This window comes from Halobacteriovorax sp. YZS-3-1 (genome assembly GCF_047084945.1).
In the GTDB taxonomy this organism is placed as follows: domain Bacteria; phylum Bdellovibrionota; class Bacteriovoracia; order Bacteriovoracales; family Bacteriovoracaceae; genus Halobacteriovorax_A; species Halobacteriovorax_A vibrionivorans.
In genome coordinates, this window is sequence record NZ_JBKIYI010000001.1 from 1822102 (window position 1) to 1846560 (window position 24459).

The following is a 24459-nucleotide window of genomic DNA, read 5'->3' on the forward strand; positions in this document are numbered from 1 at the left end:
ATTATTTTCAATTATTTATGCCTTGGTAAAGATTGAAAGTATAAGGCAGGTATGAAGTTTATCATTCTCTTATCAATTCTTCTGGTTTCCTCGTTCTCTGATGCCTCAATAAAGAGCAAAGAACGAAATTCTCATGAATATCAGATACTAGCTCATGAGGATTTGGGCTCGGAGATAAAGCAACAAGACTTTTACTTCATTGTAAGTACAGTCACTCAGCTATATCAAACAGAAGCTCGTCGCCAAGGGCGAACGATGGTTATTGCAACATTGGATTGGGAGACTCCTTATTTTAGTGCGTGGGCCAAATACGAAGAAAAGAATAACACTTATCAAGTAAACTTCTGGGGTGGCTTTGCAAGACTGCCTGATATGACCAAAAGGGCCTTTGTCTTTACAGCATGTCATGAGGTTGGGCATTTACTAGGAGAATATCCCCGCATTAAAATTAAGGGAATGCAACATATGAGTACGGAAGGCCAATCAGACTTCTTTGCGGCCAATAGTTGTTATAAGAAATTTGTTACCAAGTATCCTAAATACTTCGATGCACCTCTAGAGCTTGATCCATATGCCGCATCTCTTTGTGAAGAAAAGTTTCTAGAAGATAAATTAAATAAAAGACTTTGTTTTGAGACAATGCAAGTTGCTCGTGATTTCACCTTGGCCATCAATTATGTAAATAACGATGTACTTCCACAATTTCATACACCTGATAACCTCGTGGTGAAAGAGACAAAAGATAGTTATCCTAGTATGCAATGTCGTATGGATATTATCGTTAATAGTGCCTTAATGCCTTATGAAAGTGGAAAAATTGGCGAAAATGCCCTTTCCAAGAGGCTTCCATGCTGGTTTGCAAATACAGACACTTAGACACTTTTACTTAAGAAAATGTTAAGTGAATAAATAACCTACCTATAGAATTTCTTAACTTCTGCTATAATTTTAATATGCACGAGAGAGACGGAGAACTCTATTCAAAATTTGAAGAAATTATTAATTCTTCAACCCATTGCCTTGGTATAATCCTTGGTGTCGTTGGTACTGTCATGATGATCATGAAGGCCCAAACAGGTCTACATACTTTTGCCTATAGCGTATTTGGACTGTCCATCACTTTTCTTTATAGTATGTCGACTCTCTATCATGGCCTTGACAGCAAAAGAAGTCGTAGACTTAAAGAAATATTTCGTCGCATGGATCATATTGGTATCTATTTACTAATTGCTGGCTCGTATACACCATTTCTAATGCTGGCCATTCGCGGTGAAACCGGAATGTGGATGATGATCAATATTTGGGCCTTGGCCTTTATCGGGATTCTCATTAAATTATTTGCATTTAACAAATCTGAAGTTTTAACAATTGTTCTTTGTCTTGCTATGGGCTGGATGGTTCTTGTAATTCGAAATGAACTTCAATCAAACTTAAGTTTTGACTGCTTAAAATGGATCGTTATTGGTGGAGCGTGTTACATGAGTGGAGTTCTCTTCTACTTGCGTGAAAGCCTTTATCTCGGTCATGCAATATGGCATATTTGTGTTCTTCTAGGGACTACATCGCACTTTTACGCGGTGTATGCATACGTTTAATAAACCTAAATTTCAATAGATTTTGACTATTACATGACATATATTCTTTATTGGATTCATATAATTCTTATTGTTATACTGATCACGTTAACAAAAAAGGAGAACGTATGAATACAATTAATCAATTAAAACTTATTCAAGCAGATGCCCAAGTATATTTCATGAAGCTACATAATATTCACTGGAATGTTACGGGGATGATGTTTCTTCCAATCCACGAGTTAACAGAGACTCTATACAATGAGTTCGCCGTTATCTTTGATGACCTTGCAGAAAGACAATTACAACTTGGTGAAAAACCAGTTCTAACAATGGCCAATGCATTAGAGATTAGTCGTATTAAAGAAACTAATGAGTCTTCATTTACTAGTAAAGAGTCATTAGAAATTATTTTAAAAGATAATGACTACTTCCTAAATGCATTTAAAGAATTATCAAGAACTGCTGACGAAGCGGGAGATGCTTCAACAGTAGCATATGCTGATGACAAAGTTGCTTGGCTAGAAAAGCAAAACTGGCAACTTAAAGCAATGCTCGAATAGTATTACTACGACATCCTATTTTTTCAATCGAGCCGGAAATCACCTTTCCGGCTTTTTTTTACTCTTTCCACAAAGACCTTAAATATATTCATCATATGATCTTTTACTTCACTTCCCTCTAAGACACTTAATGCGTGTGCAATTGCTTCATAAGTACATAAGAAGTTCTCTCCTGGAGACTTTCTTAATTCATAGATACTCTCACCAACATCAATTAAATGAAATTTTGGCATTTTTGCTAGAACATCTTCCCTTTTATGAAATTTCTTTGCTTTTGACCAAGATCCGTCCGGAACAACCAAACAAGTCTTTCGATGATCGGCCACGAACTCATTTAAAGGCAGTGAGTCTTGTGTCGGAAATAAGTAGATATAATTATTTTCTTCGAAGTCAAAGGCGTTTGGATCAAAGGGGTCATACATATTCCCCCTTTCCATAATTTTACATTTATTAAGTACAAGGGTTGCAAAATATGCAGTATTACTCGTTAGCCATCGCTCAGTATAATGCATTGGGATAATGACATCAGTGTTATTGTGAAAACTACTCAAATGCTCACAAAAGCACCAATGTGTATTGATGCGACAAGTTGGGCAACGTGATTCACGTGTATTTCGGCGTGGTTTTGACATGCTGTTTAACTATCATAGAATTGACACATTTACTCGAAAAATGTCTTAATATTAGTTAATAGTTAAATTATAAAAGGATCAATCTTTAATGAATTATTTTAGCGATGAAAAAGAATGGCAATGGATGTTAAAGAACGCAGTGGACTGGAAGGCCATAATCCCTCTTTATTATAAAGAGTTCCCAACTGCAGATGGATTTAACAATCAAGAAGAAGTGATAAGTTTTATTGAAGAACTTATGACACAAACTGGAAGCTGGGCAGCTGATGCTGTTTACAATCGCGCAGAGGCCATTGATGTCAATGGCGCTGGTGTTGTTAAGGATGGTCGCACTATTCCAGGAAAAGAACTAAGTGAGTTCTATCGAGAAGCAACTGAACTTGGTGCTTTTGGCCTATGTGTTCCGACAGAATTTGGTGGTATGGGACTACCAGCTGTTGCCCTAATGATTCTCTTAGAGCAATTATCACGTGCATGTAATTCACAATGTACGCAACTTGCATTCTTTACCTCTATCGCAGATATGGTTCACCGCTTCTGTGACCATGAAACGGCCGAAAGACTTATACCTAAGATTGTTGCTGGTGAATTATCGGGATCAATGAACTTAACAGAGCCAGGTTGTGGATCTGATCTTGGTATGATTAAAACAAGCGCAACACCAGTTGGTGATGGCACATATAAATTAAATGGTTCAAAAATATTCATCACTAATGGTGGTGGTGGAATTGGTTTTGTTCTAGCACGTATTAAAGGTGCACCAGAAGGACTTGAAGGTATTTCAATGTTTATCTGTGAACAAGATGATCCAACTGTAGAAGGCCTTAATTATACGGTTGCTAAGAATGAACACAAGATGGGAATGCACGGATCTTTCACATGCGAAATCGTATATGAAAACTCTGTTGCACGTCTTATTGGAGAAGAAGGAAAAGGTTTCAGATATATGCTTCACCTTATGAATGAGGCGCGTATTGCTGTAGGAATGCAGGCCTTAGGTGGAATTGAAGGATGTATCGGTTATGCAAAGAACTATGCTCAAGAGCGCGTTCAATTTGATAAACCAATATCTGAATTACCACTTATGAAAAGAAATTTAGAAGATTTTGAAACAGAAAGAGATGCTCTTAGAGCTCTTTTAGTTGATACAATTTCTTCATATGATATCTTCCAAAAACTTGATCTTAAAAAGAATGAAGTTGGAGAACTAACAAAAGAAGAAGAGGCCATCTTTAAGAATGCTTCAATTTGGACAAGAAAGAGAACTCCACTTGTGAAATACTATGCATGTGAAGCTTATACACAGCTTTCTACTAAGGCCATTCAAGTTCTAGGTGGTTATGGCTTCATGGAAGAGTATCCAGTAAGTCGTTATCACAGAGACTCATTTGGGCCACTACTTTATGAAGGAACAAGTCAAATTCAGGCCCTTATGGCCCTTAAGGATATGATTAAATATGTTGCAAAAAATCCGCAAAAATACTTCTCAAATCTCTTTATCAAGCACCCTGCATTTGCATGGGTAGCAAGTGATAACTTAGGCCAACGAGAGCTTTCAGGTAGTCAATATACTTTTAAGAAGAATCTTATTAAGTTGATTATGAAATGCCTTAAACCAGAAAAGCTATCAGACTTAACTAATCCTAAAGCATGGATGAATGAAGATAATGTCGACAAACTCATGCTTCATGCTGAAACAATATGTCAGGGACTTTCATATCTTGAAACTTTAAGAGTGTTAGCAAACCATTCTTCAATGGATAAGGAGCGCTATGACTTATTTAAGCGCTATCATACACTTGTTACACCTAGGCTTACTGGAATTTATAAAGATTGGGAAATTAGATAAGAAGAAATATTCTAAGGTCGGTATTCATTTAGTTTTTGGATATCGACCTTTGTATTCTTATTAGCACATTGAGACTGGTATTCGATTCTTTCAACTAAAACATTCTTATCAGCAATAGAATTTTCTTCGATAATATAAGTTTGCTTCTCAACTAATACTTTATTTTGAGAATTATCAATGACAACACTTCTAATGAAAGTATTAGTATTTGGGAATGAATATACAATTCCCTGATTTGCATAGTTTTGATAGACAGCATTGACATCACTATTGCTTGCAAAGGCGCTACAAAAATCTGCCACCACACCATTTAAATCAGTTTGAACTTGTGATTCTAAAAGAGTACCTGGAACATCAAATTGGTTAGTCTTTACAGATAGAGTTGCTGTTCCATTATAATTTGCATTTAATTCAGCAACAACATCACGAACACTATCACCACTCATACAAGAGCCAAACTTAACATTAAACACAACACTTTCAATATCAGTAATCGTTTGGAGATCCATTCTCATGGCCCTAAGACGTGAACAAATTGAACGAATATTGCTAGTACCAATTTCATCTAGAGATGATTGCACCTCAACATTATCACCGACATTTCGATTGGCCAAAGACGCAACTCCGCCACCATATTCTCCACATGAGCTTAAGAGTAAAATGAGAGAAATAATGAATGTTGGAAGCTTAAAGCCGATACTTTTCATCAGATATCTTATCGTCGAAAATTAAGAAAACTTAATGGGAATAGACCTTGAATCACTGAAATGTTAAGTTTTACCTATGAAATTCAAAACAAAATTTAGCGAATATCAAGCAGTTACAACAGATGATGGTTATATAACATTACACAGTGGCCATTTTGATGAAAATTGCCACTCAACAGCAGGTGCTCTGGAAGAAACACTCTATAATTACGTTGAAGGCTGTAGTGTGCTAGAGAGGGCCCAAGCTTCTAACATTACGATCTTAGAGATAGGTCTTGGAGTAGGCCTTGGAATACTAGCAACATTTGAGAGCACTAAAGATATAGCTAATAAGATTAAATTTATTACAACGGAAATTGATCCCGAATTGGCAAATTGGGTAATTTCTCAAGCTTCAATTGGTAAGCATATAAGCAATCTAGAAAAGAATAAAGAATTCATAAGCTTTAATCTAAGTGAGAATTTTCAAGTAAAGATCCTACTTGGTGATGCTAGAGAAACTATAAAGAAATTAGACTTAGAAGATATTAAGATAGATTGTATTTTTCAGGATGCTTTCTCGCCTACTAAAAATCCTACTTTGTGGACAAAAGAATGGTTCAGGAATCTGCGTAGTTTATGCAATAAAGATTCTGTTATGACAACATATTCGGCCTCAGTTAAAATACGTAAGGCGATGTTAGAGGCAGGCTTTATCGTCACGAATATGAAAGGCTTTGGAAATAAGAGAAATGCCACAAGGGCCTATACTCTTGAGTCTTATCGAGATGAAAAATTAGAAAAAGAATTAATAAGGTCAAAGACCCCTGCTTTTAGCGATAAGGATATTTAATGAATTTTAAAGACTGTGGAAAAGATATCTGTGAATTATTTAATATCGACTATCCTATTATTCAAGGTGGAATGGTTTGGGTTTCTGGATCAAAATTAGCGGCCGCTGTTAGCAACGCTGGAGGGCTAGGTCTAATTGGTGCAGGCTCAATGAAGCCAGAGCTTTTAAAAGAGCATTTAAAGAAAGCACATGACCTATTAGAAGATGGCAAGCATATCGGTGTAAACGTTCCACTACTCTATCGTTTGGCCGAAGAACAAATACAAGTGTGTCTTGATGCGGGGATAAAAATCTTTTTTACTTCAGCTGGCTCTCCAAAGAAATATACAAAATTTCTAAAAGACCAAGGATGCACTGTCGTTCACGTTACCTCAAGCCCACTACTTGCGAAAAAATGTGAAGACGCTGGCGTTGATGCTATTGTTGCAGAAGGATTTGAGGCAGGAGGCCACAATGGGCGTGATGAGATCACAACCATGTGTCTTATTCCACAAGTATGTGACACAGTTAAAATCCCTGTTATTGCAGCTGGTGGTATTTTTGATACGAGAACAATAAAGGCCGCACTTTGTCTTGGAGCAAGTGGCGTACAACTTGGTACACGTTTTCTTATGACCAAAGAAAGTAGTGCCCATCAAAATTACAAAGACAAAATCATTGCTGCAGGCCCTGGAGACACTCGTCTTCAAATGAAACCCCATGTACCAGTTAGACTTCTAAAAAATAAATTTGCAACCGAATCTCTTAAGTTAGAACTTGAATGCGCACCAGTTGAAAAACTCATTGAACACCTTGGTAAAGGACGCGCAAAACTTGGTATGCTTGATGGTGATACAGACGAAGGTGAATTAGAAGTAGGCCAAGCCTCAGGTGCAATAAAGGATCTACCAAGCGTGAGTGAGCTCATGAAAGATTTCAGCACAATATTCTAATTTTGTGGCGCCGCTCTGATCCTGACTAAAATGAACAGTTACTTTTTATCTCCATAAATCATAATTTTTAGATGATAACCATCTAAAATTGTTATCTTTTTTGGCACATCCTTTGCAACTTATCTATGTGAGGAGGTCGAAGAAGTCCTAATAGGCACACAACACACATACACACAAAAAAACACACAGAGTAAAAAGACATTTAGACGGAGGTAAACGCAATGAATGCAATCGCGATGAATGGATTATCATTTAACTTCTATCGTGAACTGGCCATGACACTAGTATGGTACATAGGCTCTCTCTCGTTGATGTTATCGCTATTTGTTTTCGTTATCAGGCCAAAAATCGCAATACCTGAGATGGAAAAAGCTGATTTTCGTACGCAAATTGAAATTGCGAAGTTTATTCACACTAGAAAGTCCCAAGTTGCGTTTGGGAATGAAAAAAATTGGAAGTACCTACGCAAACAGGTATTTCGCATCCAAGGAAAGAAATGCTTAAAGTGCGGTATTGAACACGAAAATATGCATATCGACCACATTAAACCAAAGTCGATTCATCCTCACTTAGAGTTTATGATCGACAACTTACAAGTGCTTTGCCCAACTTGTAATAAAGAAAAGTCTAACAAAGAAGAGACTGACTACAGAAAAAGTCATCACTTAATGGCACTAGTAAACACAATTAAAGAAAATAAGCTTTTAAGAGAACGTTATACGTATGACTTTGAAAAACTAACTAGAATCACAAAAGAAAAAATGAAGTTTGAACTTGCCGCATAACCTAAATCAAAGGAGGGCCATACAAGGTCCTCCTACTTAACCTAACAGGAGGAAGATAAATTAATGAGAAGAACAATCCCTATGAGAATTCAAAACAAAAGACAAATGATCATTCCCGTGGAACTCTACTCGATAAAGAGCATTAAAAAATTAAATGGGATTTCACTCTATGATATTTTATTTAATTTGTTTGAAAATCTCAGATAAAAAAGGGAGCTAAGCTCCCTATCACTATTTTAATCAAGATAATAAACATCACTTATATTAAGAATTAAAGCATCGTCATTGTCAGTGTTAACAATTGTCTCTTGCGTCCCAAGCTTTGGCGCTCTGTCGTAGTAATAGAACTCAAGCATGCCTGCGCCAAGAACCTTATATTCTTTTCCCATTTTTTTTAGCAAAGTTGAAACTAAACCATTAGCTCCACTTAAGTAATACTTAGAGTAAGCAACATTTTTTTGGTAACTATAACCAATCACGCCATTTACACCTTTAATAAGAAAGACTTCAGAACTCTTTAAGTTTTCACATTTAAAAACATTAACTGCAGACTCCCATTGAAGAACCTGTCTTACTTCACAATTTATATCGGCGATATACTCTCCTGTCATCATGCTTTGAAGAGTGAAATTAAGTTGAAATCGAGCAACTGATTCTGCAAAAGTAAAAGATGTAAGCATCATCAGAAATAGTGCAAAGATTATTTTTTTCATATCGTATCCCCTTATATTTGTTTTTAAATCAAATTATGTGAGGATAAACAAATTGGATAGAACCCTTGGGTATGACAGATAAAAAACTATCTGTCATTTTGAAATATCATTTACAAAATCAGACACTTTTATGAAATATCAGTCATTTATATCGTCATCACCAGGGTTTATAAGGTTAAAATTTAGAATAAGAGGAATAAGGTCTTCATCCTTATCTTCCATGACAATCTTTTTAAAGTCTTCAAAAAAACGTAAGTAAAGGCCAATAATATCTTTTCGAGCACTTTGACTAGCAGTGAAAACCATCGAGCCATAGGCGTCTAATTCAGTTTTATCACTCATATTTGAAATGGCCTTCTCTAGCCAAAATTTTCGAGTATTAAGCATCTGATCTCTAGATCCGCGATCACTTACACGAATGCTTCCTGATTGATAGAGGCCATTTTTCATCTCAATTAATTCATTGGCCTCACAAAGACTAAGTATCTCGTTTACTTCTTTAAGAGGAATACCTGATGCTTTTGAAATAAAACTATCTTGATGAAAAGAAAGCTTCTTATAAGCATTAAGATCAAGACATATAAGGACTAAGCCTATATTTGGATTACTAAAATAATGTTTTGTAATCTCAATGCGCTTCTTATTTCTTTCGTCTAAAAGTGGTATTGAATTATTAGCGGCCAAGTCATAGACCAAGGCCATGGACTCCATATCATCAAAACCAAAAATAATTTGTAGAAAATCATTTAAGCTAAGGTTTGTTTCTCCATTTTTTAATCGACGAAGCTTTGATGCTGTTAACCCACAAGACTTAGACACATCATTTAAACTCTTATTACTAAAGAGAAAAGAAAGTAATTCTTTAACCTCATGAACTTCACCCTGAAAGCGTAAATATGAAACGAAGATAAACTTCATATCAATTCTAAAAACTTCACAGAATTTTAAAAAGTCCTCCCATGAAGCCTTTGCATGTCCCTTCTCCCATCGATGAACGATATTTGAAGTTGACCCAAGCCTTTGATTTACCCATTCCTGACTTTTATCTGCACGAATTGAGCGGATTAATTGCTGGGCAAGCAAATCATAATCAAGTTCTTTAGCTAAACCCATTAGACTTCAACCTTGTATGTGGGGTAGATATCCTCGTAAGAGTGAACACCATGATTACTATCACGCTTAAAGATATCTTTTCGTTTTAGACCTGTAACACAATCATAGCCAGCTGCTGCAACAATTTCTCTTACGGCCTCTAGTGTTGCATGATGAAAGTTAGCGACACGTTTGGCCTTTTGCTCAACATTAATTCCTTTTACTAGATCTGGATTTTGAGTAGTAATACCAACAGGACATTTATTTGAATTACAAGTTAATGCCTGTATACAACCAATTGCAAGCATCATTGAACGTGCCCCATAACAGGCATCGGCACCTAAAGCGATGGCCTTGACAATATCAAAGCCAGTAAATAATTTACCCGCTGCTATTATTTTAATTTCATCTTTTAGGCCATACTCCTTTAAGATATTATAAGAATTAGTTAGTCCTTCCACTAGAGGTGTTCCAATAGAATCTGAAAACTCAAGTGGTGCTGCACCAGTTCCACCCTCAGCGCCATCAATTGCAATATAGTCCGGATAATTATCAAGTTCTTTAAATGTCTTTACCATATCAACGAACTCACTTCGTTTTCCAAAACACATTTTTATTCCAACAGGCTTTCCTCCACTCAACTTTCTTAAGCGTTCAATGAACTCAACCATCTCTTTTGCATTGCTAAACTCTTTATGAGATGGTGGAGAGTCGACCTCTGTCCCAACTTTTACACCACGAATCTTTGCAATTTCCGCAGTATTCTTCTTTGCTGGTAAAATCCCACCGTGGCCAGGCTTAGCTCCTTGAGAAAGCTTTAATTCAATCATTTTAACTTGCTCTAAAGTTGCTCTCTTCTTATAGTTTTCATCACTAAAATTACCATCTTCGTTTCTAGCACCAAAATACCCAGTACCAATTTGCCATATTAAATCACCGCCACCACTTTGATGGTAATCACTTATTCCACCTTCACCAGTATTATGGGCAAAGTTATTAAGTTTAGCACCGCGATTTAAAGCTTCAACGGCCCTAGAACTTAAAGACCCAAAGCTCATGGCCGAAATATTAAAAATTGATAAACTATAAGGCTTAGTACAATGCTTACTTCCTACTTCAACACGTAGGTCTTTTTGAACTTCACTAAATTCTTTAGGATACATTGAATGATTTATCCACTCATAACCAGTTTGATAAACATTCTTCTGAGTTCCAAATGGTTTAGTACTTAGAGCAAGCTTGGCCCTTTGATAAATAACATTACGAATTGTTCTTGGAATCGGCGTTCCATCTTCATCAGATTCAATAAAGTATTGATAGATCTTAGGTCTTAGATCTTCCATTACATAACGAAACCTTCCAACAACAGGATAGTTACTTTTTAGTGTATGTTCACTTTGAAATAGATCATAAAAACCTAAAAGGTATATTGGAACTAATACTAAGTATTGATAATAGAAGAATTCATTAAAGAACTCTCCCGCAAAAACTGTTGCTATATTTGTAACAAAAAAGAACCACCAAAATAATTTTCTAGGGCTAATACCGCGACCTAAGTAAGCCATTTTTGACCTCTACATTTACTATAAGAAATAGTTTTTATTTTATATTTACATATTATAGCTAACTTATCGTCAACATTTACATTAGTTTTACAATGAATCTGTTTGCCTCTTGTTAAAATAAATTAAGAAGAAGTACCACACGCAAATCAAGGATAACGCCAATGTGCACGAAAACTTATTCATTTAAGAACTTAAACAAAACAAATACAATCTTTCTCCTATTGACGCCTATTGTAGCTATTGCAGGAACTATTGCATGGCTTAAAGTTGACGGTTTTGATTGGAGAATTATGGCCCTTTCTTTGGCCTTTTATATTGCAACAGGACTAGGTATTACAGCAGGCTATCATAGACTCTTTGCCCACAGATCTTATCAAGCAAGTTGGCCTGTTAGGCTTCTCTTATTGATTTTTGGTGCAGCTGCTGTACAAAACTCGGCCTTAAAGTGGTGTAATGATCACCGAGTTCATCATGGAAAGGTAGATACAGACCATGATCCATATAATATCAATGAAGGCTTTTTCTACGCTCATATGGGCTGGATTCTTCTCTTAGAAGATGCAGATGAATACAAATTCTCAAAAGACTTATTAAAAGACCCAATGGTTATGTTTCAACATAAGTTCTATTTGGCATTTGTTATTATCTTTAGTTTCCTCTTACCGGCCTTTCTTGGTCACCTAATAGCGGGCTCATGGCTTGGAGGATTATTTGTTGCTGGTGTTGCAAGAATCGTCTTTGTTCACCACTGCACATTCTTTATTAATTCACTATGCCATGTTGTTGGAACAAGGCCATATGATAAGAAACAAACGGCACGTGATAGTTGGATTATGGCACTATTCACATATGGTGAAGGATATCATAATTTCCACCACACTTTTCAAGCTGATTATCGCAACGGTATTAAATGGTACCACTTTGATCCAACAAAATGGTTAATTCGTGGCCTAAACTTCCTTGGCCTAACTTGGAACTTAAAACGTACAAAAGCAGAACTTATCAAATCGCGCCTTCAAGCGCAGTAATACCTGATACGCGTTATGATTATGAAGGTCATAGCGCGTATATTTTTCCCTCTTCTTACCCGATATAAAACAACTTAAGATAGAAATATGTTCAGTCTTAAACAGGTCGACCCTGGCCACAACTTTGATCTTGATGAAGAGTTTTTTGAAAACTTCACTTCATCACATACAAGAAAATCATATTTAAACGACATTAATCAATTCCTTTGCTGGATAAGTGATTATTTTAAAATTGAAAACTTTGAAAGTATTGAAAGAATCCATGTCATTAAATATCGAAACTACTTATCAGAATTTGGCGGCCATAATCAGAATCCTTCAACTCCTAAGACGATCAATCGAAAGCTAGCAAGTCTAAGTGTGTTTTTTAAATACCTCGTTGAAAAAAATTCAATTAAAGCAAATCCTGTTTCAAGTGTCAGAAGACCACGTAGTGAAGTAAAGTCCCCTACTAATGCCCTTACAAAAGATCAGGTATTAGAACTCTTTGCTCTTATGGGTCAAAATAAGAATTCAAAATATCTTCATGTTGCTCTATTTGTTACTTTCTTTACAACAGGACTTAGAAAGAGCGAGGTCTTAAATCTCAAGTTTAAAGACTATCAAACTCAAGGGGACAATAAGGTCCTTCAATACCGCGCAAAGGGTGGAAAGCTTGGAAAGAAGGTCTTAAACCCTTTAGCAATAAAGGCCATCGAAGAATATATTGATTGGATGAATGAGTGTGAGAGAGAAACGGGAGATAACGACTGGCTCTTTCAACCAACACGAAACCCAAGTAATCCAGAATTTCTTAATAAACCACTTCATCCAAGTACTATTAATGAGCTTCTTGATCGCTATGCAAAACAAGCAGGGATTGGCGTAAAGATTACACCACACTCAGCTAGAGCAACATTCATTGGAGAACTCCTAGAAATTGGTGTCGATATTTACACAATTGCAATTGAAGTTGGGCACGCTTCAGTGAAAACAACCGGTGAATACGATAAGAGAAGAAATAAGATCAAAGAAGCACCGACTTTAAAACTTAATTGGGATTAAATTTGTAATTTTAATTACAACGCATCCCAATGTTCGTATATTTTCACAAGATGTAGTAGTGTCAAAAATCCTACGGCCACAAGATATAGTATAAGCACATAGCGTTAACACACACCTTCACCTCTAAAAATTAGATGACAGACTTTTTTAGACACGATTTTTTTTCTGTAAAAAGAACTTGCAAAATCTCGTCAAGCCCATATTTAATAGGTATTAAAAGCTCTACAATAGTGATCAAGAATAAAAATTAGAGGCGCAAAAAGCATATGTCAAAATCTTGGCCCATTGTATATTGATAAGAAGTACTCCATCGGCCTAAACTAGAATAGAACATACAGCACGATCTTATTAAATTAATTTTAAAAGATTTGATATTTTTTACTAATTTTTAAGTTACATGTAAGACGCACACACAAGATTTTAATGCCTCGCACATCAGCATTACTGTCCGTGTTTTTTACAAAGTTAAGGAGGAACTTGTGACTTCACCAATTCTAGCAGAAAACGATGACAGATTTGTTCTTTTTCCAATTGAGTACAATTCAATTTGGGAAATGTACAAGAGACACATGGCAGTATTTTGGACTGCTGAAGAAATTGACTTAGAACAGGACCTTGCGGACTGGGAAAAGTTAAATGACAATGAGAGGCACTTTATTACTCACGTGCTTGCATTCTTTGCAGCAAGTGACGGTATCGTTAATGAAAACCTTGCGGTTCGTTTTTACAACGACGTACAAAACCCAGAAGCGAGATGTTTCTACGGTTTCCAAATCGCAATGGAAAACATTCACTCAGAAACTTACTCACTACTAATTGATACGTATGTTAAAGACGCTAAAGAAAAAGATCGTCTTTTCCACGCCGTTGATCACTTTGAGCCAGTTAAGAAAAAAGCTGACTGGGCCATGAAGTGGTTACGTGCAAAGAATACATTCGCAGAAAGACTTGTCGCTTTTGCAGCTATTGAAGGTATCTTCTTCTCTGGATCATTCTGTTCAATTTTCTGGTTAAAGAAAAGAGGACTTATGCCAGGTCTATGTACTTCTAATGAGTTTATTTCTCGCGATGAAGGACTTCACTGTGAATTCGCTGTCCTTCTACACTCTTTACTAGACAAAGATGAGCAGTGTTCAAAAGAGACAATTAAATCGATCATTACTGAAGCAGTAGAAATTGAAAAAGAGTTTATCTCTGAAGCAATTCCTGTTTCTCTAATCGGTATGAACCAAGACCTTATGAAGCAATATATCGAATTCGTAGCAGACTTCTGGATGCAGCAATTTGGTCTAGAAAGTCATTACGGTTCAGATAATCCATTTGATTGGATGGAGCTAATCTCTCTAGAAGGGAAAACAAACTTCTTTGAAAAGAGAGTATCTGAATACCAAAGACCGGGTATTTTATCAGAAAAGTCTGATAACACTTTCACTTTAGACGCGGAGTTTTAAGAAATGTACGTACAAACAAGAAGTGGCGAAAGAGAGCCAATTAAATTTGATAAAATTACAGATAGAATCAATACACTTGCTTTTGGTTTAGAAGATAACGTTGATCCAACAATGATTACGCAAAAAGTAATTGAAGGGATCTACGACGGTATTACAACTTCTGAGCTTGATAATCTTGCAGCTGAAACTGCAGCTTATCTAGCGACTAAGCACCCTGATTACAATATCCTTGCAGGACGTGTTGCAGTTTCAAACCTTCACAAAGAAACAAAAGGTTGTTTCTCTGAGAATGTTAAGGAAATGTATCACTATGTAAATAAAGCAACTGGTGAGCACGCACCACTAGTTTCAAAAGAATTATATGAAACAGTAATGGAGAATGCTGAACTTCTAGATAAAACTCTAGTTGATAAGCGTGACTTCAATTACGACTACTTTGGTTTTAAAACGCTTGAAAGATCTTACCTTCTAAAAATGGATGGGAAGATTGTTGAAAGACCAGGTCAAATGCTTCTTAGAGTTTCTGTTGGTATGCACATGAATGACATGGAAGCAGCTATTGAAACATACAATCTAATGAGTCAGAAGTTCTTTACACACGCAACTCCTACTCTATTTAACTCGGGAACAAATAAGCCACAAATGTCTTCTTGTTTCCTACTTACGATGAAAGATGATTCGATTGATGGTATCTACGATACTCTTAAGCAAACTGCATTAATCTCTCAGTCAGCTGGAGGTATTGGACTTTCAATCCACAATATCCGCGCAAAAGGTTCATTCATCAAGGGAACTAATGGTACGTCGAACGGAATCGTTCCAATGCTAAAAGTTTTCAATGATACAGCTCGCTACGTTGATCAAGGTGGTGGAAAGCGTAAAGGTTCATTTGCAATCTATCTTGAGCCATGGCACGCAGATATCTTTGAATTCCTAGAAATGAAAAAGAATACTGGTAAAGATGAGCAAAGAGCGCGTGACCTTTTCTACGCACTTTGGACTCCTGACTTATTCATGAAAAGAGTTGAAGAAGATGGACAGTGGTCACTATTTTGCCCACACGAGTGTCCAGGTCTAGCTGACTGCTATGGTGCTGAGTTTGAAGCGCTATACACTAAATACGAAAAAGCAGGTAAGGCCAAGAAAACAATCAGAGCACAAGACCTATGGTTTGCTGTTCTTGAGTCTCAAACTGAAACTGGTTCTCCTTATATGCTATATAAAGATGCAGCTAACGAGAAATCAAATCAGAAGAACCTTGGAACAATTAAGTCTTCTAACCTTTGTACAGAAATCCTTGAGTACACAGCTCCAGATGAAGTAGCTGTTTGTAACCTTGCTTCAGTTGCTCTTAACAAATTTGTAAAGATCGACGACCAAGGTAAAGCAACTTACGATCACGACCACCTATATAAAGTTGTTTATCGTATGACAAAGAATCTTAACAGAGTAATTGATGTAAACTACTACCCTGTTGAAGAAGCTAAGAACTCAAATATGAGACACCGTCCAATCGGTCTAGGTGTGCAAGGTCTTCAAGATACTTTCTTTATGATGAGACTTCCATTTGAGTCTGAAGAAGCACTTAAGCTTAATAACGATATTTTTGAAACGATCTACTTTGCAGCTGTTACAGCTTCAAAAGATACAGCAAAAATTGATGGGCCTTACTCAACATATGAAGGTTCTCCAATGTCACAAGGACAATTCCAATTTGATATGTGGGGACACTCAGCACACTCTGGCCGTTGGGACTGGGATGCACTGAAGAAAGAAGTAAAAGAGCACGGAGTAAGAAACTCACTACTAGTAGCTCCAATGCCAACTGCTTCAACTTCTCAAATCCTAGGAAATAACGAGTGTTTTGAGCCAATTACTTCAAATATCTATGTAAGACGTGTTCTTTCTGGTGAATTTGCAGTTGTTAACAAGTACCTTGTTCGTGATCTAATCGATCTTGGACTTTGGGATGATACAATGAGAAATGAGATCATTGCTAACAATGGTTCAATTCAATCAATTGAAAGAATTCCAGAAGCAACAAAAGAGCTCTACAAAACAGTATGGGAAGTTAAGCAAAAAGCAGTTATCGACATGTCTGCGGGACGTGGGCCATATATTGACCAAGGTCAATCACTAAATATCCACATGGAAAACCCTAACTTCGGTAAGCTTTCTTCAATGCACTTCTATGCTTGGAAAAAAGGTCTTAAGACAGGTATGTACTACCTTCGTTCACGTGCTGCAGTTAACGCTGTTCAGTTCACTGTTAAGAACGAAACAAAGAAGACTCCTGAGCAATTAGAGCAAGAAGCAGCAGCAATGGTTTGTTCAATTGAGAACCCAGAAGACTGCGAGATGTGCGGAAGCTAGATTGCATATTTAAATTTCTAATTTAATTTGGTTTGTCACTAAATTAAACTGCTAGAATACGGGGGGCCAAGGGATTTGGCCCCCTATTCATTTTAAGATATAGGAACTTTTAATGCCTGATCAAAGAGATATCAAAAAAAATCAAATTGAAGATAACACAGGTTTTTGGCAAGAAGGCTGGGACAAAGGCTTTACTGGTTTTCATCAATCAGAATTCAACCCTGTAATGGAAAACTACTTTAACGAAAAAGATATAAGTGGAAAGAATATTCTAGTTCCCCTTTGTGGTAAGAGTTTAGATATGCTCTACCTTGCAAACAAAGGAGCTAATGTAATTGGTGTTGAAGTGGTTAAAGAGCCGGTAGAGGACTTCTTTCGTGAAAATGAAATTCCTAATATGACTCAAGAAGATGGAATATACCGCTGCCAATTGGATAAGGGAAGTATCACTATTTATAATAAGGACTTCTTTGCATTAGAGAATCTTGGGAATATTGACTATCTCTATGACAGAGCTTCAAATATTGCGCTTCCACCTTCTATGAGAAAAGAGAAGTACTACCCAACGATAAAACGATTAATTAATAATGAAACAAAAATACTCCTACTAACGATGGATCATAATGGGCCACAAGACTTCGGACCTCCATTTGCGATTAAAAAATCTGAAACAACAGAATTTTATCCAGATATAAATCTTGATAGAGAATTAAGTATAAAGGCAATGGATCGTTTCCAAGAAGCAGGAATAAAGAAAATCAAAAGACTAATCTGGACCAATTAAATAATTGGCCCAGATTAAATACTAGTCGTCGTAACGAGCAATTTCTTTCAGGCAATCTAGTTCATTATAACCGAAGTCATTTCCAAATGTTTCTAAACATTCATCAAGACGAACTAAAAGTTCAACAGACATTTCATCTCTTTCCTGATCAGTAACAACACCATCAGCTGCGATTTGACCTGCTTCTTCGTACTCATTTTGAGTAAGCGCGTCTACAGTAGCATCAGTTGTTAAGTAAAATGGTGCAATAGTGATAATAGTTGAAAGCTCTCTTTCAGAAATATCATTTGCCTGTGTGTTTAAGCTTAATAGTGCAATTGTAAGTAGTAATAATTTTTTCATAATACTCTCCTTAATTATTTAAAACTTTTCTTAGCTTTAAGTATATTATTTGCCATAACAGCGATATTAGTTACTTCATCTTTATAGTGCGTAAGGTAGAATTGATTCATCTCACCTATGACATCACTCTTTATAGGAGAAAGGCCATGCCTTGCTCTTTTCTTATTTTCTCTTGCCCAGTCCTTATAACGATTTGCTAATCCTTCAAATTTAACTCTAAGGCCCTTATCACCGGACTTAAGGGCCAATGTCGCTAGGTTTTCTTGCAATCTTGTTAGGGCCATTTTCTCAAGGAATATATAAGATGCTTTGGTAAAACGCATATCTTCTTTTGAGATATTTGCCGCTATTTGATAGCGTTGCTCCACAGGAAGCTCATAATAATCTTCAAAACTTTTAAAACCAAGATGGGCCAAATAACCGTTTACCTTCTTAGACTTTTCTTTAAATTGTCTTGTCATCTCATCACGGACTAAATCATCTTCTTTCAAGTCTTTTAACAGTCCTTTTGGCGTCAAAGGCTTACTACGCAATTTACTTGGATCAATTGTAGCTCTTAAGATTTTATAAGATTCAGTAGCGCAATTAGCTGAAAAGAATTTATAGTCTCCCATGTCCTTTTCTTCATAAAGCCTTAAAGCGTGAGAAGTAAAGCGATGGATTTCTCTTTGAGTTAGCTTTAAATCGTATTGGTCAAGATCTCTAAACTCGTCGTAATTGTATTTTTGCTTAACTTGGGCCAATGTCATGAAGTCAATCTTAGTTGCATATCCACCAAAAATTCCCTTAAGTAGTCCCGGTGCTAAATCATCAACATCAGCAACAACACCAAGGATGAACTCCGTCTGATATTTGAGTGGGCAATTATCAATATTTTTCTTACAAGCACGTACATAGAACATACTATGGCCAAAGCGACTCATGGCACTTTCACCATTAGAGGCCATCAGATATGAGATCTTTAAAACTCTATTTTTATAAAAACTAATTTCTTTATAACCAGTAGCAACTGATATGAAAGTAGAGAAATGATTATCGCAAACCTGTGATTCAAATGTTCTCTCACCCGTAATATCAACAATGAATTCATAGGCAGCTAAGTTGTTGCATTTGAAATTACTATTTTGATAAAATTCACTGACAAAAGAATTGAACTCTTCTTTAGGACTTTCATACTTATTATTTTCTCTTAAAGAGCGATAGTAAACCTTTCTTCTTAGATCACCATTTACACGCATCATACGAGCATATCTCTTCCAATTGGTAAGTGCTAAGAACTGATCTCTCTCATTGCGATCTAAGTGCTTAAAAGCAATATCGGCCCCTATAGTGACCTGTGACACTAAAAGAAGACAGATAAATATTCGCACAGAGGTAATAAATTGCATGGATTAGTTTTATAATGAAAACGAAAAGAATTGTTTGAAAGAGAAATAATGATATAGGGTGTTCATTTAGTAGACATAAGATAAGACGTTATAAGTATCTGTAAATAGGAAGATAAAAAGATAAATAAGATTTTACTCTTTATACAAGAAGAGAAATTTATTTAAGGTTTTTTTGAAAGAAAGAGAGGCCGTCAAATAAACTGACGGCCATTATTAACTAGCGTTTGCGCTTGCTTGTACAAAACTATAATAGAAAACAGCATTTGGATCATTTGAAACTTTCCTAAGCTCAACTCGCATAAGATCAACCGTTTCTTGATCTACTCTTCCCTCTTTTACAAGTTGAGGTGCAGCCGACAAGAGCAATTCACACCAATAATCGATAAATTCTTTTCTCTTATCAGGACGTCGATTATCTAAATGCCATGTCTTAGACTCTACTTTTATATTTTGAAAACCTTGTTGCATAAGAAGGTTTCCAAGTTTTGCTCCAATAAATGGATCTCCACCCATATCGTATTGGTAATCATTAAATGCCTGCCAATACTTCCAAGTGTTAGGAGAATAAGGATCAAGTAAGAAACTTGAATTCATAACTTCAGATATATATATTCGGCCACCAGGGCGAAGAACTCTTCTGGCCTCTGACAAAACTTTTGCGGGCTCAGGCACATGCTCTAAAATCCAACAAAGAAAAGCTCCATCAAATTTGCGGGAACTAAATTGTAAATCCGTTGCATCCATTTGATGAAGATCGAATCGATCTTTTAAGGCCCCATTTAGAGTAGACTCTAAAAACTCCTTAGCAGATGCAAGCTGGTGCTCACTACGATCAACACAAGTAATATGCATATCAGGAAAACGTCTAAGTAGAATCTCCGTTTGCGCACCAACACCACTACCTATTTCAATAAGTTCTTTAACTCGAGAAAGGTTGATATTCTTATAAACTGTTTGCTCTGCAAATCTGGCCTGTGCTCTTAGTCGATCTTGTTCGGCCTTATCAAAGCCGTGAAGATATGGAAATTCACTCTTCTTTTTATCATCTTTAATATCTGTCATATTTACCTCAATAAGTTTTGCTCATTATAACATGCTTAGACTTTAAGGGGGATTTTTGCTAAGCTTGGCCACATAAGTTCTTTATAACACAGGAAATTACTATGCAATTGATATTAGGATCTTCATCACAATTTCGACAGAACCAGTTAAAACAATTAGGCTTAGACTTTACATGTGTATCCCCTAATATTGATGAAGAAGCGATAAAAAATGATGGTATCTCACCCCTTGAAGTCTCTAGACAGCTTTCACTGCAAAAGGCGCAAGAAGTTTTGAAGAATAATCCAGAAGCGATCATTATTGGTGGAGATCAGGTATTAAACTTCAATGGTGACATATTTAATAAGCCTGAAACAATTGAAAATGCTATCTCTCATCTAAAAAAGCTACGAGGTAAGACTCATGAGCTTATAACGAGTATTGCTGTTATTTCAAAAGATAAACAAGTAGTCGAAACAGTTGTCTCTAAAATGACAATGAAGGAGCTAAGTGATGAGCAAATTGAGCGATACGTCGTATCTGATGAGCCATTATGGAGCTGTGGAGCTTACAAGCTAGAGACCCAAGGCATAGCACTCTTTGATCAAATTGAATGTCCTGATCATTCGTCTATCATAGGACTTCCACTAATTGCTCTGTCTAAAATCCTTCCAGAGTTTGGAATTGATGTCCTCTAAGTCCCCAATATAAGTAGAAAACATCATTTCCGACTAAATAACTCCACAAAGATTTCCGATAAGACCTATTGAAATCTTTGTGGGGGAATCATGTTTAAAAAGAAAACAATCGCTGTTGTCTTAAGCTCGCTCTTATTAATGGCAAGTTGTACCAGTAAACACGAAAAATATAATAATCGTGTTATCTCTTCGGTAAACCTCTATGGCCCGGAGCTTGAAACCTATTATGATCATGAGCATCTTGAAAACTTTCAAAACCGTGTTGAAGAAATTCTGGTTTGGCGACACAAGGCCATTGATTTCATCATTGAACTTGAAGAGCAAAAAGTATTAAAAAGTAATCAGATCACAAAGATTCATGAAGAAGGGACTGAAACTTATAAGAGTTTCCGTGATGCTGTTTGGCCTAATGTGGAAAATGCAAAATGGATCACAGATAAGTATAACGAGATCAATATTATTGAACAAGGCCGCTCTGAAATTCTTGATAAGAGAAAGAAAGTTAAAAAGCCAGGGCCAAGAAATAAAGACCGTCATGATGATTACCGCTGGGTTAGATACAAAGAAATTAATATCAACCCACAAGATGAACTTGGAAAGAGTTTAATCTATGATATTAAAACTGCCATCGCTACTTCATTAGTTATGTATGATAATTATATGATCGTTTTATCTCAAATTCAGGAGATGAAGAAAATCAGACATCTTGTAAACTATGACAATGCTGATCTTAAAAACCAATTAGCAAAGATTACCTATAGCTTTAATAAATACGATAATTACAACCGTATTGAACGCGGGCTAAAACTTTATGATGATCTAGTAAATTACTATATTAAGCATGATGTAATACCAGATAGAGCAAATTACTATCTAGACTCACTAATTCAATCTTCACAATCTTTTGTTAAATTAGATAAAGAATTTAAAAGTGGAATTTTTGGAAGAAAAGTATCAATGATATGGCGTTATATTACTGACTACTTTAAAGAAAGTAAGAATAACGTTACTCACGTTGTCTCTCAAGGCTTTGGAAATACAGCAGGCCTTGTCCAAACAAGAAAAGGAAAATTATACGACCCTTCACCACAAAGAGTTGCAGAACTTGAAGCGCAGTTAGAACCGCTGGATATTCTTTTAGAAAAGACTCCTTTTAGACTTACGGATAAATTTATTCCTGGTCACTGGGGACACGTGGCGATATGGACCGGTAATAAACAACAGCTACAGGAACTTGGTATCTGGGATCATCCAGAAGTTGTTCCTTTTCATGATGAGATTGAAAACAAAGGCAAGAGAATCATTGAAGCTTTAAGGCCAGGTGTTCAATATAATACTCTCCACCACTTTATGGATATTGATGATCTTGCGGCCGTAAGGCATCAGATAAACCTCACTCGTGAAGAAAAGCAGGATTATCTAATCAATGCCTTTAGACAGATCGGAAAAGTATACGATTTTAATTTTGATGTTGAAACAGATGAAAGAATTGTTTGTTCAGAGCTTGCTTATGTAACTTTTGATGATATGGACTGGCCAATTGCAAAAGCAGCAGGCCGCTATACAATCTCACCTGATAACGTGGGTGAAAAAGTAGGGCCAGGCCTTGAGTTTAAAACTGTTCTACTTATACATGATGGAAAAGAAGTCGGTGGCGACCTCGACTCCAGCTTTAGAAAATTAATGAAAGATAGTACTTTATAATCGATTCAAAACGCAGAACTTCCACGCCGGTGAGTTCTGCGTTTTTTCAAATACCTTCTCTTCACTTACACTAAATTCACTTCGATCAAATTTTGGAAAATACACATCGGCATCTCCTTCAAAATCAACCTCTGTTAAATAGATGCGATCAACCTTAGGAAGATAGTATTCATAAATATAAGAACCACCTATAACAACGGCTTCCTCAACGCCAGAGGATTTAAGATCTTTTAGGACTTCTTCAGGATCAGTAAAGACATCGCATCCTTCAATTTTTAATGAAGGATCACGAGAGATGACAATATTACGTCTCTTAGGAAGAGGTCTTCCGATAGATTCATAGGTTTTTCTCCCCATGATAATCGGCTTGCCACTTGTTATTTTTTTAAAGTTCTTTAGGTCTTCGCTAATATGCCAGAGCAAATCATTGCCCTTTCCTATTTCTCGATTCTTACCTATTCCAACAATAAGAGAGAGAATCAAACTGAAACCTCGGCCTTAATATGTGGATGGGCCTCATAGTCTTCAAGCTTGAAGTCCTCATAAGTAAATTCAAAAATAGAATTAATCTCAGGGTTAACCCACATTTTTGGAAGAGGATGTGGCTCGCGAGTAAGTTGGAGCTTGGCCTGCTCAATATGATTTAAATAAAGGTGAGCATCCCCCATTGTATGGACGAACTCTCCAAGTTTTAAACCTGTAACTTGAGCTAGCATCATAGTGAATAATGCATACGAAGCAATATTAAATGGTACACCTAAGAAAATATCAGCTGATCTTTGATAGAGCTGACAAGATAATTTCATATCAGGTGAAACGTAGAATTGGATAAAAGAATGACATGGAGGCAAGGCCATATTATCAACATCGGCCGGATTCCAAGCAGTTAAAATATGACGACGAGAAAAAGGATTCTCACGTAGACCTTTGACTAAATTTGCAACTTGATCAACCTCATCACCATTTGGAGTTTTCCAGTGACGCCACTGATAACCATAAACGGGACCAAGATCTCCATTCTCATCTGCCCATTCATCCCAAATACGAACCTTATTTTCTTTTAAATATGCAATATTCGTATCACCTTTTAAAAACCAAAGTAGTTCGTGAATAATTGAACGAAGGTGACATTTCTTTGTAGTAACTAAAGGGAAACCTTCCTCTAGATTATAGCGGGCCTGATAACCAAATACAGAAATCGTACCAGTACCTGTGCGATCCTCTTTCTTTTGACCATTTTCAAGCACGTGCTTCATTAAGTCTAAGTATTGTCTCATCCTTGTGTCTCCCTATGTATAAGTATGTTTGTGTGTTTTGCTGTGTTAAATTTTGTGTTGTTTGTCTAAAGTTTATTATAACCAA

At 36.3% G+C, this 24459-nt stretch carries 24 protein-coding genes; 14 read left to right on the top strand and 10 right to left on the bottom strand.

Features of this window, described 5'->3' with window-relative positions; translation table 11 throughout:
- Positions 1 to 51 precede the first annotated feature (51 nt).
- The 3 genes from ACMAZI_RS08665 (at position 52) to ACMAZI_RS08675 (ending at position 2137) form a co-directional block, all read left to right on the top strand.
- Positions 52 to 876, top strand: coding sequence for a hypothetical protein (locus ACMAZI_RS08665; RefSeq protein ID WP_412473350.1), 825 nt, complete (start codon positions 52 to 54; stop codon positions 874 to 876).
- Positions 877 to 953: 77 nt separating this feature from the next.
- Positions 954 to 1595: a PAQR family membrane homeostasis protein TrhA gene (gene trhA / locus ACMAZI_RS08670; RefSeq protein WP_115362563.1), complete on the top strand. Its 642-nt coding sequence runs from the start codon at positions 954 to 956 to the stop codon at positions 1593 to 1595.
- Between the two features lie 107 nt (positions 1596 to 1702).
- On the top strand, positions 1703 to 2137 hold the full coding sequence (locus ACMAZI_RS08675; protein WP_115362561.1) for a Dps family protein: 435 nt from the start codon (positions 1703 to 1705) through the stop codon (positions 2135 to 2137).
- A 23-nt stretch (positions 2138 to 2160) separates the two neighbouring features.
- On the opposite strand, the gene ACMAZI_RS08680 is transcribed toward ACMAZI_RS08675, so the two are convergent.
- The gene (locus ACMAZI_RS08680; RefSeq protein ID WP_412473349.1) at positions 2161 to 2769 is read right to left on the bottom strand and encodes a tRNA-uridine aminocarboxypropyltransferase; all 609 of its coding nucleotides are present in this window, start codon (positions 2767 to 2769) and stop codon (positions 2161 to 2163) included.
- An 88-nt stretch (positions 2770 to 2857) separates the two neighbouring features.
- Between ACMAZI_RS08680 and ACMAZI_RS08685 the strand changes: the two genes are divergently transcribed.
- A complete protein-coding gene (locus tag ACMAZI_RS08685; RefSeq protein WP_115362558.1) occupies positions 2858 to 4618 on the top strand; it encodes an acyl-CoA dehydrogenase family protein in 1761 nt (586 codons plus the stop codon).
- An 11-nt stretch (positions 4619 to 4629) separates the two neighbouring features.
- On the opposite strand, the gene ACMAZI_RS08690 is transcribed toward ACMAZI_RS08685, so the two are convergent.
- Positions 4630 to 5325, bottom strand: coding sequence for a hypothetical protein (locus ACMAZI_RS08690; protein ID WP_412473348.1), 696 nt, complete (start codon positions 5323 to 5325; stop codon positions 4630 to 4632).
- 76 nt (positions 5326 to 5401) lie between these two features.
- On the opposite strand from ACMAZI_RS08690, the gene mnmD reads away from it, so the two are divergent.
- From mnmD to ACMAZI_RS08705, 3 genes are all read left to right on the top strand, one after another.
- Complete coding sequence (mnmD, locus tag ACMAZI_RS08695) at positions 5402 to 6157, top strand: tRNA (5-methylaminomethyl-2-thiouridine)(34)-methyltransferase MnmD (protein WP_412473347.1); 756 nt, start codon at positions 5402 to 5404, stop codon at positions 6155 to 6157.
- Positions 6157 to 7089, top strand: a complete 933-nt coding sequence (locus tag ACMAZI_RS08700) for an NAD(P)H-dependent flavin oxidoreductase (protein WP_412473346.1) — start codon at positions 6157 to 6159, stop codon at positions 7087 to 7089. The genes mnmD and ACMAZI_RS08700 overlap by 1 nt, the downstream gene beginning before the upstream one ends.
- Positions 7090 to 7310: 221 nt before the next feature.
- Positions 7311 to 7874, top strand: coding sequence for an HNH endonuclease (locus tag ACMAZI_RS08705; protein WP_115362550.1), 564 nt, complete (start codon positions 7311 to 7313; stop codon positions 7872 to 7874).
- Between the two features lie 236 nt (positions 7875 to 8110).
- On the opposite strand, the gene ACMAZI_RS08710 is transcribed toward ACMAZI_RS08705, so the two are convergent.
- From ACMAZI_RS08710 to ACMAZI_RS08720, 3 genes are all read right to left on the bottom strand, one after another.
- Positions 8111 to 8587, bottom strand: a complete 477-nt coding sequence (locus tag ACMAZI_RS08710) for a hypothetical protein (protein WP_412473345.1) — start codon at positions 8585 to 8587, stop codon at positions 8111 to 8113.
- A 138-nt stretch (positions 8588 to 8725) separates the two neighbouring features.
- Positions 8726 to 9700: a helix-turn-helix domain-containing protein gene (locus tag ACMAZI_RS08715; protein ID WP_412473344.1), complete on the bottom strand. Its 975-nt coding sequence runs from the start codon at positions 9698 to 9700 to the stop codon at positions 8726 to 8728.
- Complete coding sequence (locus ACMAZI_RS08720; protein ID WP_412473343.1) at positions 9700 to 11244, bottom strand: FMN-binding glutamate synthase family protein; 1545 nt, start codon at positions 11242 to 11244, stop codon at positions 9700 to 9702. The genes ACMAZI_RS08715 and ACMAZI_RS08720 overlap by 1 nt, the downstream gene beginning before the upstream one ends.
- Positions 11245 to 11405: 161 nt before the next feature.
- Between ACMAZI_RS08720 and ACMAZI_RS08725 the strand changes: the two genes are divergently transcribed.
- The 5 genes from ACMAZI_RS08725 to ACMAZI_RS08745 all read left to right on the top strand — a co-directional run bounded on the left by ACMAZI_RS08725 (position 11406) and on the right by ACMAZI_RS08745 (position 17924).
- Positions 11406 to 12272 (top strand): acyl-CoA desaturase, encoded by an 867-nt coding sequence (locus tag ACMAZI_RS08725; protein WP_115362542.1) that lies wholly within the window; start codon positions 11406 to 11408, stop codon positions 12270 to 12272.
- Positions 12273 to 12359: 87 nt separating this feature from the next.
- The gene (locus tag ACMAZI_RS08730) at positions 12360 to 13316 is read left to right on the top strand and encodes a tyrosine-type recombinase/integrase (RefSeq protein WP_115362540.1); all 957 of its coding nucleotides are present in this window, start codon (positions 12360 to 12362) and stop codon (positions 13314 to 13316) included.
- A 479-nt stretch (positions 13317 to 13795) separates the two neighbouring features.
- Entirely contained in the window at positions 13796 to 14767 is a 972-nt protein-coding gene (locus tag ACMAZI_RS08735; protein ID WP_233500267.1) for a ribonucleotide-diphosphate reductase subunit beta, read from the top strand.
- A 3-nt stretch (positions 14768 to 14770) separates the two neighbouring features.
- The gene (locus tag ACMAZI_RS08740) at positions 14771 to 17140 is read left to right on the top strand and encodes a ribonucleoside-diphosphate reductase subunit alpha (protein ID WP_115362536.1); all 2370 of its coding nucleotides are present in this window, start codon (positions 14771 to 14773) and stop codon (positions 17138 to 17140) included.
- 112 nt (positions 17141 to 17252) lie between these two features.
- Positions 17253 to 17924, top strand: coding sequence for a thiopurine S-methyltransferase (locus ACMAZI_RS08745; RefSeq protein WP_412473342.1), 672 nt, complete (start codon positions 17253 to 17255; stop codon positions 17922 to 17924).
- A gap of 21 nt (positions 17925 to 17945) precedes the next feature.
- Here the strand turns inward: ACMAZI_RS08745 and ACMAZI_RS08750 are convergent, their stop codons facing one another.
- The 3 genes from ACMAZI_RS08750 to ACMAZI_RS08760 form a co-directional block, all read right to left on the bottom strand.
- Positions 17946 to 18266, bottom strand: a complete 321-nt coding sequence (locus ACMAZI_RS08750; RefSeq protein WP_412473341.1) for a hypothetical protein — start codon at positions 18264 to 18266, stop codon at positions 17946 to 17948.
- A 14-nt stretch (positions 18267 to 18280) separates the two neighbouring features.
- Entirely contained in the window at positions 18281 to 19654 is a 1374-nt protein-coding gene (locus ACMAZI_RS08755; protein WP_412473340.1) for a DUF4105 domain-containing protein, read from the bottom strand.
- A 213-nt stretch (positions 19655 to 19867) separates the two neighbouring features.
- The gene (locus ACMAZI_RS08760) at positions 19868 to 20716 is read right to left on the bottom strand and encodes a methyltransferase domain-containing protein (RefSeq protein ID WP_412473339.1); all 849 of its coding nucleotides are present in this window, start codon (positions 20714 to 20716) and stop codon (positions 19868 to 19870) included.
- Positions 20717 to 20817: 101 nt separating this feature from the next.
- Here ACMAZI_RS08760 and ACMAZI_RS08765 point away from each other — a divergent pair, with 101 nt between their 5' ends.
- Positions 20818 to 21393: a Maf family protein gene (locus tag ACMAZI_RS08765; RefSeq protein WP_412473338.1), complete on the top strand. Its 576-nt coding sequence runs from the start codon at positions 20818 to 20820 to the stop codon at positions 21391 to 21393.
- Between the two features lie 90 nt (positions 21394 to 21483).
- On the top strand, positions 21484 to 23097 hold the full coding sequence (locus tag ACMAZI_RS08770; protein WP_115362523.1) for a YiiX/YebB-like N1pC/P60 family cysteine hydrolase: 1614 nt from the start codon (positions 21484 to 21486) through the stop codon (positions 23095 to 23097).
- Here ACMAZI_RS08770 and ACMAZI_RS08775 read toward each other — a convergent pair.
- Both ACMAZI_RS08775 and ACMAZI_RS08780 read right to left on the bottom strand, forming a co-directional pair.
- A complete protein-coding gene (locus tag ACMAZI_RS08775) occupies positions 23092 to 23580 on the bottom strand; it encodes a dihydrofolate reductase (protein WP_334678587.1) in 489 nt (162 codons plus the stop codon). The two genes, ACMAZI_RS08770 and ACMAZI_RS08775, sit on opposite strands and share 6 nt — an antisense overlap.
- Positions 23577 to 24374, bottom strand: a complete 798-nt coding sequence (locus ACMAZI_RS08780) for a thymidylate synthase (protein ID WP_115362521.1) — start codon at positions 24372 to 24374, stop codon at positions 23577 to 23579. The genes ACMAZI_RS08775 and ACMAZI_RS08780 overlap by 4 nt, the downstream gene beginning before the upstream one ends.
- Positions 24375 to 24459 lie beyond the last annotated feature (85 nt).

Coding starts and splice junctions, on each gene's coding strand:
- ACMAZI_RS08705 (WP_115362550.1), top strand. CDS start 7,311: ATGAATGCAATCGCGATGAATGGATTATCATTTAACTTCTATCGTGAA.
- ACMAZI_RS08740 (WP_115362536.1), top strand. CDS start 14,771: ATGTACGTACAAACAAGAAGTGGCGAAAGAGAGCCAATTAAATTTGAT.
- ACMAZI_RS08685 (WP_115362558.1), top strand. CDS start 2,858: ATGAATTATTTTAGCGATGAAAAAGAATGGCAATGGATGTTAAAGAAC.
- ACMAZI_RS08755 (WP_412473340.1), bottom strand. CDS start 19,654: ATGCAATTTATTACCTCTGTGCGAATATTTATCTGTCTTCTTTTAGTG.
- trhA (WP_115362563.1), top strand. CDS start 954: ATGCACGAGAGAGACGGAGAACTCTATTCAAAATTTGAAGAAATTATT.
- ACMAZI_RS08710 (WP_412473345.1), bottom strand. CDS start 8,587: ATGAAAAAAATAATCTTTGCACTATTTCTGATGATGCTTACATCTTTT.
- ACMAZI_RS08725 (WP_115362542.1), top strand. CDS start 11,406: ATGTGCACGAAAACTTATTCATTTAAGAACTTAAACAAAACAAATACA.
- ACMAZI_RS08700 (WP_412473346.1), top strand. CDS start 6,157: ATGAATTTTAAAGACTGTGGAAAAGATATCTGTGAATTATTTAATATC.
- ACMAZI_RS08745 (WP_412473342.1), top strand. CDS start 17,253: ATGCCTGATCAAAGAGATATCAAAAAAAATCAAATTGAAGATAACACA.
- ACMAZI_RS08665 (WP_412473350.1), top strand. CDS start 52: ATGAAGTTTATCATTCTCTTATCAATTCTTCTGGTTTCCTCGTTCTCT.
- ACMAZI_RS08675 (WP_115362561.1), top strand. CDS start 1,703: ATGAATACAATTAATCAATTAAAACTTATTCAAGCAGATGCCCAAGTA.
- ACMAZI_RS08765 (WP_412473338.1), top strand. CDS start 20,818: ATGCAATTGATATTAGGATCTTCATCACAATTTCGACAGAACCAGTTA.
- ACMAZI_RS08680 (WP_412473349.1), bottom strand. CDS start 2,769: ATGTCAAAACCACGCCGAAATACACGTGAATCACGTTGCCCAACTTGT.
- ACMAZI_RS08750 (WP_412473341.1), bottom strand. CDS start 18,266: ATGAAAAAATTATTACTACTTACAATTGCACTATTAAGCTTAAACACA.
- mnmD (WP_412473347.1), top strand. CDS start 5,402: ATGAAATTCAAAACAAAATTTAGCGAATATCAAGCAGTTACAACAGAT.
- ACMAZI_RS08715 (WP_412473344.1), bottom strand. CDS start 9,700: ATGGGTTTAGCTAAAGAACTTGATTATGATTTGCTTGCCCAGCAATTA.
- ACMAZI_RS08720 (WP_412473343.1), bottom strand. CDS start 11,244: ATGGCTTACTTAGGTCGCGGTATTAGCCCTAGAAAATTATTTTGGTGG.
- ACMAZI_RS08690 (WP_412473348.1), bottom strand. CDS start 5,325: ATGAAAAGTATCGGCTTTAAGCTTCCAACATTCATTATTTCTCTCATT.
- ACMAZI_RS08730 (WP_115362540.1), top strand. CDS start 12,360: ATGTTCAGTCTTAAACAGGTCGACCCTGGCCACAACTTTGATCTTGAT.
- ACMAZI_RS08760 (WP_412473339.1), bottom strand. CDS start 20,716: ATGACAGATATTAAAGATGATAAAAAGAAGAGTGAATTTCCATATCTT.
- ACMAZI_RS08780 (WP_115362521.1), bottom strand. CDS start 24,374: ATGAGACAATACTTAGACTTAATGAAGCACGTGCTTGAAAATGGTCAA.
- ACMAZI_RS08770 (WP_115362523.1), top strand. CDS start 21,484: ATGTTTAAAAAGAAAACAATCGCTGTTGTCTTAAGCTCGCTCTTATTA.